A 10,263-nucleotide genomic window follows, 5' to 3' on the forward strand; every position below is an offset into this window, starting at 1 on the left:
AGCAACCAGCATCTCAGCGGAGCCTTCGATTATGACACAGGATTTGCCCAATCCGCAATCGAGTTCAACATTTCGAGTCCACCCCAACGTAACGCTCAACCCTCCTACTGCCGCGCCGTCCTGGTATTCGGCGGCAGGGCCTGCGGCCAGCTGGCGCGAAATGGATTGATATCCAGACCGCCGCGCCGGGTGTAGCGTGCATAGACAGCCAGTTTAGTCGGTTGGCAGCGGCGCCAGATGTCCAAGAACATGCGCTCGGCGCAGGGCTCATGAAATTCATTGTGATTGCGGAAGCTCACGATGTAGGCCAACAGGCCTGCCTGTTCGATTGGTGGCCCGCTATAACGGACTTGGACGCTGCCCCAATCTGGCTGCCCGGTCACCAGGCAGTTGCTCTTGAGAAGGCGACTGCAGAGCGTTTCCGTGACCGGTCCCTGCGTCGCATCGCTGGACAGCAACTCCGGCGCGGGCTCGTAGTGCGTGCACTCGATGTCAAGGCGATCGAGATCGAGGCCATCGAGCTCGTTCACCTGTTCGCGACCGAACAAATCGGGCGCAAGCAGCTTTACTCCGATGCCGGCGGTCCGATCGCTGCCTCGCCACAACGCCTCACCCAGGTCGACGCGCAGGCGCTCACGCACGGCGTCGACGTCCGCAAAGACCGTGCTGTTGAAGCTGTTGAGATAAAGCTTGAAGGACTTGCTCTCGACGATGTTGGGCGTCTCGCAAGGCACCGTGAAGTGCGCGATCGCTAGCTGCGGCTTGCCGCGGGGGTTGAGCCAGCTGAGCTCGAAGGCTGTCCAGAGATCCGCACCGAAGAAGGGCAGCGGCTGGCTCGCGATGCCCATAGCTTCGCGCTGCGTGGCGCGCGGAATCGGAAACAGAAGGCCAGGCTCGTAGCGATCGACGTAGGCCGAGGCTCGCCCCAACTGCGATTGCTCAGGTGTGTTGTCGAGGCTCATACACGCTTCTCGGCGGTCTGCATAAAGGGAATGATGTGTTGCAGCAGGATATCGCACACCGGTGGAGCACCCCGAGCGCATCGTCGGCCATGTCCTGGAGCGAATAGACCGAATGGACCGGCAGGCCCAGGCGATGCCGGACGCTCTGCCAGGCCAGGTTGCCCGCGCCGGCGTGGTCGAAGCCCTGGCTCAGGCCGATATCCCGGTTGTCGTGGCGCACGACCCGGAAACCGGCGTCAACCAGAGTCCGCACAAATTCGTCGGGCCAGGCGATGAGCTGCATGCCCAGGCCCATGATCAGGAGCACCGCCGGTCGGCCTTCGCCACCGCTGTCCTCGACCTCGATCTGGATGCAGTTGGCTGCGAGTTTCATGACGTTGGCCAGCCTCTTGAAGGCAGACGCAGTGCCTCTAGCGAAACTCGCGCTCGCGCAACCACTTGGTCGCCACCCATTTCTCACCCTCCAGCACTGGGGCACCCCCATGCAAAGTGTGCGTTGCCGGATCCGGCCGCTCATAACTAAAGAAGACGCCGGTGCCACGTTTGGGCGCGACTTCGAGCCCCACATCGGGAAAGGTGGTCGCACCGCCGAGTCCGGGCTCCTGCAGGTACATGACCAGCGTGGCCACGCGCTGGCCGCCACGGCGCAGGATGGTGGGAGTGCCGGGCTCGCCAGGGTCGAAATAGTCGTAGTGCGGCCGGTATTGAGCGCCAGGCGAGTAGCGCAGGACCTGCAGGCCCTCGCCGAACTCCAGCGGCCAACGCAGAAGCAACGCGATGCGCTGCTCCAGGCGCGCGACGATAGGATTCTCTCCACGCTCGAAGAACATGCCGTCGCTGGTGCGATCGACGTTGAGTGCTTCGCCGCCTGTCTGAGTCTCCACGGTGAGGGACCGCGCGAGCCGCTGCCGCGCCGTCTGGATCAGGCCCTCGCATTCGTCGTCCGACAGCAGGTCGCCAAACACGACTACCCGGGGATGGCGCAGCGTCTGGAGTACCTGGACGCGGCGATCGCCCGCATCAATGTACAGCGGCGCGTTAGATAGATCCGGCCCCGGCATTGAGGCCCGCGCCACAGGGGTGGTTGCGAGCCCTGCAGTCTGAGCTTCGACCTCTGAGAGGGCCGCGTCCGCTGCATCGGCATGCCAGCCCGCATCGCGCATCGAGGCGCGCAGGCTGGAGATGGAATGCCCAGCAGCGAGCTGGGTGACAACCCATTCCCGCAGTTCGGGACTGATGGCTTGACTCGTCACGCTGATCTCCTTCGAAATACGAAACGCTCCGGCGCCGAGGCCTGCGCGTCGAAGATATATCCTTCGAGATCGAACTTCTCCAGCGCCCTGGGCGTGGAGGCCTTGTGCAGCACGGCCCAACGCGCCATCATGCCGCGGGCGCGCTTGGCGAAGAAGCTGATGACCTTGAACTTGCCGTTCTTCCATTCCTCGAACACGCACTCCACGACACGCGCCTCCAGCACCTTCAGGTCGACCGACCTGAAATATTCCTGCGAGGCCAGGTTGATCACCACCGGCGTGCGATCCCCCGCCAGCCGCTGGTTGAGGTATTCGGCAATGCGCGCGTTCCAGAAGGCGTAGAGATCCTTGCCGTGCCTGTTGGCCAACTGCGTGCCCATCTCGAGCCGATAAGGCTGGAGCCGGTCCAGCGGACGCAGCACGCCATAGAGACCGCTCAGGATGCAGATATGCTCCTGCGCCCATCCGAGCTGTGCCGCGCTCAGCGTCTTTGCGTCGAGCCCGCCGTAGACATCGCCATCGAAGGCCAGCGCCGCCTGCTTCGCATTGTGGGCCGTGCCCCTGGACGCCCAGGCCGCGTAACGCGTCACGTTGAGCGCCGAAAGTTTGTCGGACAGGTGCATGAGCTCGGCAACTTGCTGCGGCGACTTCCCGCGCAGGATCTTGATGAGTTCTGCCGCGGGGCCTCGGGGCCCCTCGAAGTGCGGCTGGGTGGCAGGGAGGGTGCCGGGCACAGGGGTTTCGTAATCGAGCGACTTGGCCGGGGAGAGCAAAAACAGCATCCGCGAATTATCCGGCGGCGCCGAAGCGAGGCGGTGCGAAGGGAGTTGGAGCCATTCTTGCCGCCGCCGGTGCCTGCGTCGCGCGCAAGGCAACGGCTACGTCTGGAGCCCAGTCGCTCCGAGCAGGCGTGCCTGAACTCCGCCGCTGGCCGCGCTCGAATAAAATCCTGGGCTTCCCCAACCCACCCGAACGGCATCCTGCTGGATGCCGTTTCCGTCTTTGCACCCCATGAGCGACACCTTGTCTCAGCCCGGCCTCGAGAGCCTGTCCAAATCCTTCGAACCCGCCGCCCTCGAGGCGCACTGGGGCCCCGAGTGGGAGCGGCGCGGCTACGCGAGAGCAGGCGCGCGCGGTACGGGCCAGCCCAAGGAGGGCGCAGCGTCCTTCGCGATCCAGCTGCCGCCGCCGAATGTCACAGGCACACTGCATATGGGCCATGCGTTCAACCAGACGATCATGGACAGCCTGACGCGCTACCACCGCATGAAGGGCGACAACACGCTGTGGGTGCCGGGAACCGACCACGCGGGCATCGCGACCCAGATCGTGGTCGAGCGCCAGTTGCAGGAACAGAAGATCAGCCGCCACGACCTGGGCCGCAAGAACTTCGTGGCACGCGTGTGGGAGTGGAAGCAGAAGTCGGGCAATACCATCACCAACCAGATGCGCCGACTGGGCGATACGGTGGACTGGAGCCGCGAGTATTTCACGATGGACGAGAAGCTCTCGACCGTGGTGACCGACACCTTCGTGCGACTTTACGAGGAAGGCCTCATCTACCGCGGCAAGCGGCTGGTCAACTGGGATCCGGTGCTCAAGACCGCGGTGAGCGACCTCGAGGTCGAGAGCGAGGAGGAGGACGGCTTCCTCTGGCATATCACCTATCCGCTCGAGGACGGCGCCGGATCGCTGACCGTCGCGACCACTCGCCCTGAAACCATGCTGGGCGACGTTGCAGTCATGGTCCACCCGGAAGACGAGCGATACAAGGCGCTGATCGGCCGCAAGGTGAAGCTGCCGCTGGTCGACCGCCTGATCCCGGTGATCGCCGACAGCTATGTCGACAAGGAATTCGGCACCGGCGTGGTCAAGGTCACGCCCGCGCACGACCACAACGACTATGCAGTAGGCCAGCGCCATGGCCTGCCGGTCATCGGCGTGCTGACGCTGGACGCCACCATCAACGACAACGCGCCCGAGAAGTACCGCGGCCTCGATCGCTTCGACGCTCGCACGTCAGTGGTGGCCGATCTCAAGGCCCTTGGCATGCTGGTCGAGACCAAGCAGCACAAGCTCATGGTCCCGCGCTGCGCGCGCACCGGCGCCGTGGTCGAGCCGATGCTGACAGACCAATGGTTCGTCGCCATGACCAAGCCTGACGCCAACGGCCAGTCGATCGCGCAGAAAGCCATCGACGCCGTGCGCTCGGGAGAAGTGAGCTTCGTGCCCGAGAACTGGGTCAACACCTACAACCACTGGATGGCAAACATCCAGGACTGGACCATCTCGCGGCAGCTCTGGTGGGGCCACCAGATCCCCGCCTGGTACGACGCCGAAGGCAAGTTGTACGTCGCGCGCAGCGAAGCCGAGGCCCAGGCCCAGGCGCCCGGCAAGACGCTGGTGCGCGACGAGGACGTGCTCGACACCTGGTACTCCTCGGCCCTTGTGCCATTCTCCTCGCTCGGTTGGCCCGAGAAGACGCAGGACTACGACCTGTACCTGCCCTCGAGCGTCCTGGTCACCGGCTACGACATCATCTTCTTCTGGGTCGCCCGGATGATCATGATGACGAAGCACTTCACCGGTCGTGTCCCCTTCAGGCATGTCTACATTCACGGGCTGGTTCGCGATTCGCACGGCCACAAGATGAGCAAGTCCGAGGGCAATGTGCTCGACCCGGTGGATCTCATCGACGGCATCGCACTGCCGGAGCTGCTGGAGAAGCGCACCCAGGGCCTGCGGCGCCCAGAGACCGCGCCGGCCGTGCGCAAGAACACGCAGAAGGAATTCCCCGAAGGCATCCCCGCCTTCGGCGCCGACGCGCTGCGCTTCACCTTCGCGTCGCTCGCCTCGCTGGGCCGCAACATCAATTTCGACCCCAAGCGCTGCGAGGGCTATCGCAACTTCTGCAACAAGCTGTGGAACGCGACGCGTTTCGCGCTGATGAATTGCGAAGGCCAGGACTGCGGTCTGCGCGAGCACACCAAGGAGGAATGCGCTCCGGGCGGTCCGGCCCACGGCTACCTCAAGTTCAGCCAGGCCGACCGCTGGATCGCCTCGCAGCTGCAGCGCGTCGAGACTGAAGTCGCCAAGGGCTTCGAGGAATACAGGCTCGACAACGTCGCCAACGCGATCTATCAGTTCGCGTGGGACGAGTTCTGCGACTGGTATCTCGAAATCGCCAAGGTCCAGATCCAGCAGGGCGAACCCGCGCAGCAGCGCGCCACCCGCCGCACGCTGATCCGGACGCTCGAGGCGCTGCTGCGCCTCGCGCATCCGCTGATCCCTTTCATCACCGAGGAGCTCTGGCAAAAAGTGGCACCCGTGGCCGGCCGCCACGGCGAGTCCGTGATGATTGCACCGTATCCGCAAAGCCAGCCCGAGAAGATCGACGAGGCCGCCGAGGCTCATGTCGCACGGCTCAAATCGCTCGTCGATGCCTGCCGCACATTGCGTGGCGAAATGAACGTCTCGCCCGCCATGCGCCTGCCACTCTATGCCGTGGCCGACGCCGCGGATGGCAACGCCTTCCTGCGCGAGGCCGCGCCGGTGCTGCAGGCGCTGGCCAAGCTCAAGGACGTCAAGGTCTTCGACGACGAGGCGAGCTGGGCCGCAGCGGCCGAGGCGGCCCCGGTCGCCGTGGTGGGCGATGTGCGGCTGTGCCTGCACATGGACATCGACAAGGCGGCGGAAAGGGCACGCATTGGCAAGGAGATCGCACGCATCGAGGGCGAGATCACCAAGGTCAACGCCAAGCTTGGCAACGAAGCCTTCGTCGCCAAGGCGCCGGCCGCAGTGATCGAGCAGGAGCGCAAGCGATTGGCGGACTTCAGCGCCACCCTGGAGCGGCTGCGCGACCAGCTTGTGCGCCTCGGCTGACACCTGCTGGATACGGAGAGCTTTAGTATTCGAGTCTGGCGCTGCCGAGCGCCGCCCTCGTCCGATTCACCGACCAAACGCTAAGCCCATGTCCACTTCCACCAAGCGCATCCGCAAGGCCGTGTTCCCCGTCGCCGGCTTCGGCACCCGATTCCTGCCGGCCACCAAGGCACAACCCAAGGAAATGCTGCCGGTGGTGGACAAGCCGCTGATCCAGTACGCCGTCGAAGAGGCTTACGCTGCCGGCATCCGCGACATGATCTTCGTAACCGGCCGCAACAAGCGCGCGATCGAGGACCACTACGACACCGCCTACGAGCTGGAGAGTCAGCTCGAGGCCAGCAACAAGCTGGAGCTGCTCAAGATCGCCCAATCGGTGATGCCGGACGACATGACCTGCTCATATGTGCGCCAGCCGCGCATGCTGGGCCTGGGCCACGCCGTGCTGTGCGCCGAGCACCTGGTCGGCGACGAACCTTTCGCTGTGCTGCTAGCGGACGACCTGATGGTGGGCCCCGAGGGCGGCGAGCCCGTGCTGGCGCAAATGACGCGCGCCTTCGCCAGGCTGGGGGGCTCGGTGCTGGCGGTGCAGGAAGTCCCGCTGGAGCAGGTCAAACGCTACGGCATCGTGGCCGGCGACGCGGTCGAGGAAGGCCTGGTCAAGGTCAATCGCATGGTCGAAAAGCCCAAGCCAGAGGATGCGCCCTCGCGGCTGGGCGTGGCGGGCCGCTACATCCTGACGCCGGGCGTGTTCGACGAAATTCGCAGCCAGCCCAAGGGCGCCGGCGGAGAGATCCAGCTGACGGACGGCATCGCCTCGCTGATGAAGAAGGAAGCCGTCTACGCCTATTCATACCAGGGCGTGCGCTACGACTGCGGCAGCAAGGAAGGTTTCCTGCAAGCCAGCGTCGAGCTCGCGCTCGCGCACCCGGAAGTCGGCGCCCAGTTCCGCGCTTACCTCAAGACCCTGGAGCTTTAGCAGGCGCCGCTGCCATCAGCGGCTCGAGGAAACGGCGCAACTCCTCGTCCTCGATAGGCGCGAGCGGCAGATCGAAGGCTTCGCGCAGGCGAGCCACCAGCGCCTGTGCCCACAGCGCGTTCCATACCAGGCCCGGGTGCAGGTCCGCGAGGACAGAGTTGTGCGGATCGTCCCCGATGGAGTTCGTCACACGCAGCGCCAGGCCCATCTCCACCGTCTTGTAGTCCGGCTTGCCCTCTGCATTGCGCGAGCCCCAATGGGCCCGGAACCAAGCCACGTCGTCGAAAAAGGCTAGGCGTGCATCACCCTCGGTCAGGCGACGGATGGAGGCATTGAAGGCCTCGAGCGCGACTCCGATGTTGCGAGACTCGTTCGCCGACTGCCAGCGGTCGAAGTTCGCAGGATCGTCCGCTTCGTTGCCGATGCCCACCAGCAGGACGCGGGTGGCCGGATGCGAAGCGTGGATCCGCCGGACCGCCGCACCGATCTCGCCGGCGCAGTAGGCCATGACCTTGCGCAATTCCGGCGCGCCAGGATCGCTCGCCTGCAGATCCAGCAGGCCCGCCCAGTTATTGAGGCCGATGCGGATCACCACCACCCCGCGCCTCCAGCGCGCGGGCTCCTCATCCATCAGCGCGACCAGCCGCGGCACCTGCCGGAAGCGCCCTTGCATCAGATTCTTGCAGGCGGCGCCGGAGTTGGCGAAGTTGTAGAGATAGTCCTCCTTGCGCGGCGCACGGCCTCCCGGCAGGCCCATCCATTCGCGCGCCAGCGCGACCACCCCCGGGCGGCCCCAGCGCATCCAGGGGCCGAGATCGAGCTGTTGGCCGCGCAGGCGCGCCAGAACTTCGGTCCATTGAAAGGTGCGCGAACGAAAGGCGCCGCCGCGTTCGTTACTGGCCGCGGGAAACCAGGCGTTGTCCTGGTAAGAGTGGCTGTTCGAATCGCCCAGCACCGCGAGAGGGATCGTGTCGGACGCCGGGTCGGAACGCGCAGGGGTGTTGTGCGGCATGCCATCGCTCCACAAGGCCAGCACGAGCGCCCCGACCGCCAGGGCCAACGCCAAGCCACCGGCGGCGAAGCGGGCGCTGCGCTTCACGGCGGAACCACCCTCAGCGGCGACGCAGGACGTGGATGAAGTCGTCGCCCACCGTCTGCTGATCGACCAGGTCGTTGCCGGTCTGGCGGGCGAAGGCCTGGAAATCGCGCATCGAACCGGGGTCGGTGGAGATCACCTTGAGCAGTTGCCCGCTCTGCATCTCGTTGAGCGACTTCTTCGCCTTCAGAATGGGCAGGGGGCAGTTGAGTCCGCGCGTGTCGATTTCTTTGTGGATGTCCATAGTGTTCCTTCTGCCGGGCTGCCGGAATTTAGGACGCAGCCGTCACGTCTGGCGCGGGCGTCAGGGGCCTTGGCCATTCGACGAACTGCGGCTCGTGCCCACGTGTTCGCAGCCAATCGGCCAGCGCGTAGCCGGTGCCCGCCGGCCAGCAACGCAAAGCGGCCAGGTCGTACAGCCGGTAGTCGACCAGTTCGGGCGAAAGCCGCACCTCGCCTTCAGCCACTGCATGGTAGGCGATGATCACCTGGTTCATGCGCTTGAAATCGTAGACGCCGACCAGATCAAGAGAGCTGGTGTCGAGGTTGGTCTCTTCCTTGATCTCGCGTGCGATACCTTCCTGCGGCGTCTCGCCAGCCTCCATGAAGCCGGTGATCAGCGCATACATCTTGTGCGCCCAAGCGGCGTTGCGCGCCAGCAGCACCTGGCCGCGATATTCGACGATCGCGGCCAGCACCGGCGTCGGGTTGTTCCAATGGGTCCACCCGCACGCCGGGCAGCGCAGGCGCGACCTTGGGCCTCCGTCCTCGGCCAGCTCAATGTGGGCGAGGGGCGTGGCGCAAGCCGAGCAGAACTTGGGATCGTTCATCGTGCTTATCGGATCACCTCGGCGCTTCGCACCGCGGTACTCGCATTGGGAGCGGCGGTGCGGCTCATGCCGGGAAGACGCCAGTGGAGAGATAGCGATCTCCGCGGTCGCAGACCACGAAGACGATCGTCGCGTTCTCTACCTTCTTCGCAACCTCGAGCGCCACCCACAGCGCCCCGGCTGACGAGATACCCGCGAAGATGCCCTCCTCGCGCGCCAGCCGCCGACACATCTCCTCGGCGTGATCCTGGCTCACGTAGACCAGTTGATCGACGCGGCTGGGCTCGTAGATCTTGGGGAGGTACTGCTCGGGCCACTTGCGGATGCCCGGGATGCGCGAGCCCTCCTCGGGCTGCGCACCGATGATGCGCACAGCGGGGTTCTTCTCTTTCAGGAAATGCGAGACACCGGTGATGGTGCCGGTGGTGCCCATCGCGCTCACGAAATGCGTGATGCGCCCGCCGGTGTCGGTCCAGATCTCGGGCCCGGTGGTCTCGTAATGGATGCGCGGATTGTCGGGGTTGGCGAACTGGTCGAGCACCCGGCCCTTGCCCTGCGCCACCATCTGCTCGGCGAGGTCGCGCGCGTATTCCATGCCGCCGCTCTTGGGCGTGAGCACCAGCTCGGCGCCAAAAGCCTTCATCGTCTGGGCACGCTCGACCGAGAGGTCTTCCGGCATGATCAGCACCATGCGATAGCCCTTGATGGCTGCGGCCATCGCTAGCGCAATGCCGGTGTTGCCTGAAGTGGCCTCGATCAGCGTGTCCCCGGGCTTGATCTCACCGCGTTCCTCGGCACGCTTGATCATCGAGAGCGCCGGCCGGTCCTTGACAGACCCGGCGGGGTTGTTGCCTTCAAGCTTGCCCAGGACCACGTTGCCGCGCTTCGAGTTCTCGGCTGCATCGATGCGCTGCAGTGCGATCAGCGGCGTCTTGCCGATCGCGTCCTCGATCGTCGGGTAGTTCACATTTGCCATGGCAGGCACTGTGCCATAATTTTGAGCTCTGTTCCTTCCCCTGCCCGGGTGGTGAAATTGGTAGACGCAGGGGACTCAAAATCCCCCGCCGCAAGGCGTGCCGGTTCGATTCCGGCCCCGGGCACCATCGACAACGCAGCACTGCTTACATCGCTTGGCCCGGGAACGCGATTGAAAAAGGCTCCCGAGGGAGCCTTTTTTGCTGATGCCGACAGGCGCTCAGTAGCCGCCGCGGCCACCGCCGCCGTAGCCACCGCCGCCGCTGCGGCTCCCGCCACCACCGCC

General features: G+C 65.1%; 10 protein-coding genes and 1 tRNA gene. 3 read left to right on the top strand and 8 right to left on the bottom strand.

What is annotated here, in order from left to right:
* Window positions 1-104: 104 nt before the first annotated feature.
* From queF to yaaA, 4 genes are read right to left on the bottom strand one after another with little or no spacing between them, the layout of a single operon-like run.
* On the bottom strand, window positions 105-962 hold the full coding sequence (gene queF / locus APY03_RS18125) for an NADPH-dependent 7-cyano-7-deazaguanine reductase QueF (RefSeq protein ID WP_068678730.1): 858 nt from the start codon (window positions 960-962) through the stop codon (window positions 105-107).
* A complete protein-coding gene (locus APY03_RS18130; RefSeq protein ID WP_443082828.1) occupies window positions 940-1,335 on the bottom strand; it encodes an alpha/beta fold hydrolase in 396 nt (131 codons plus the stop codon). Before APY03_RS18130 ends, queF begins: the two co-directional genes overlap by 23 nt.
* Window positions 1,336-1,372: 37 nt before the next feature.
* Window positions 1,373-2,215, bottom strand: a complete 843-nt coding sequence (locus APY03_RS18135) for a 2OG-Fe(II) oxygenase (RefSeq protein ID WP_083944449.1) — start codon at window positions 2,213-2,215, stop codon at window positions 1,373-1,375.
* The gene (gene yaaA, locus APY03_RS18140) at window positions 2,212-2,997 is read right to left on the bottom strand and encodes a peroxide stress protein YaaA (RefSeq protein WP_068678731.1); all 786 of its coding nucleotides are present in this window, start codon (window positions 2,995-2,997) and stop codon (window positions 2,212-2,214) included. Before yaaA ends, APY03_RS18135 begins: the two co-directional genes overlap by 4 nt.
* 229 nt (window positions 2,998-3,226) lie before the next feature.
* Here yaaA and APY03_RS18145 point away from each other — a divergent pair, with 229 nt between their 5' ends.
* Together APY03_RS18145 and galU are read left to right on the top strand one after the other, a co-directional pair.
* Window positions 3,227-6,097, top strand: a complete 2,871-nt coding sequence (locus tag APY03_RS18145) for a valine--tRNA ligase (RefSeq protein ID WP_102905274.1) — start codon at window positions 3,227-3,229, stop codon at window positions 6,095-6,097.
* An 88-nt stretch (window positions 6,098-6,185) separates the two neighbouring features.
* Window positions 6,186-7,076, top strand: a complete 891-nt coding sequence (gene galU / locus APY03_RS18150; protein WP_068678735.1) for a UTP--glucose-1-phosphate uridylyltransferase GalU — start codon at window positions 6,186-6,188, stop codon at window positions 7,074-7,076.
* Here galU and APY03_RS18155 read toward each other — a convergent pair.
* From APY03_RS18155 to cysM, 4 genes are all read right to left on the bottom strand, one after another.
* Entirely contained in the window at window positions 7,057-8,175 is a 1,119-nt protein-coding gene (locus tag APY03_RS18155; protein ID WP_068678737.1) for an SGNH/GDSL hydrolase family protein, read from the bottom strand. The genes galU and APY03_RS18155 overlap by 20 nt on opposite strands.
* A gap of 13 nt (window positions 8,176-8,188) precedes the next feature.
* The gene (locus tag APY03_RS18160; protein WP_068678739.1) at window positions 8,189-8,416 is read right to left on the bottom strand and encodes a sulfurtransferase TusA family protein; all 228 of its coding nucleotides are present in this window, start codon (window positions 8,414-8,416) and stop codon (window positions 8,189-8,191) included.
* Window positions 8,417-8,444: 28 nt separating this feature from the next.
* Window positions 8,445-9,002, bottom strand: a complete 558-nt coding sequence (locus APY03_RS18165) for an NUDIX hydrolase (protein ID WP_068678741.1) — start codon at window positions 9,000-9,002, stop codon at window positions 8,445-8,447.
* Window positions 9,003-9,066: 64 nt separating this feature from the next.
* On the bottom strand, window positions 9,067-9,969 hold the full coding sequence (cysM, locus tag APY03_RS18170) for a cysteine synthase CysM (RefSeq protein WP_068678745.1): 903 nt from the start codon (window positions 9,967-9,969) through the stop codon (window positions 9,067-9,069).
* Window positions 9,970-10,020: 51 nt separating this feature from the next.
* On the opposite strand from cysM, the gene APY03_RS18175 reads away from it, so the two are divergent.
* Window positions 10,021-10,105: transfer RNA gene (locus tag APY03_RS18175), tRNA-Leu, on the top strand.
* Window positions 10,106-10,263: the final 158 nt, after the last annotated feature.

The sequence above is a fragment of the Variovorax sp. WDL1 genome (genome assembly GCF_001541225.1).
Classification (GTDB): domain Bacteria; phylum Pseudomonadota; class Gammaproteobacteria; order Burkholderiales; family Burkholderiaceae_C; genus Variovorax.

Coding starts and splice junctions, on each gene's coding strand:
- galU (WP_068678735.1), top strand. CDS start 6,186: ATGTCCACTTCCACCAAGCGCATCCGCAAGGCCGTGTTCCCCGTCGCC.
- yaaA (WP_068678731.1), bottom strand. CDS start 2,997: ATGCTGTTTTTGCTCTCCCCGGCCAAGTCGCTCGATTACGAAACCCCT.
- queF (WP_068678730.1), bottom strand. CDS start 962: ATGAGCCTCGACAACACACCTGAGCAATCGCAGTTGGGGCGAGCCTCG.
- APY03_RS18145 (WP_102905274.1), top strand. CDS start 3,227: ATGAGCGACACCTTGTCTCAGCCCGGCCTCGAGAGCCTGTCCAAATCC.
- APY03_RS18130 (WP_443082828.1), bottom strand. CDS start 1,335: ATGAAACTCGCAGCCAACTGCATCCAGATCGAGGTCGAGGACAGCGGT.
- APY03_RS18165 (WP_068678741.1), bottom strand. CDS start 9,002: ATGAACGATCCCAAGTTCTGCTCGGCTTGCGCCACGCCCCTCGCCCAC.
- APY03_RS18160 (WP_068678739.1), bottom strand. CDS start 8,416: ATGGACATCCACAAAGAAATCGACACGCGCGGACTCAACTGCCCCCTG.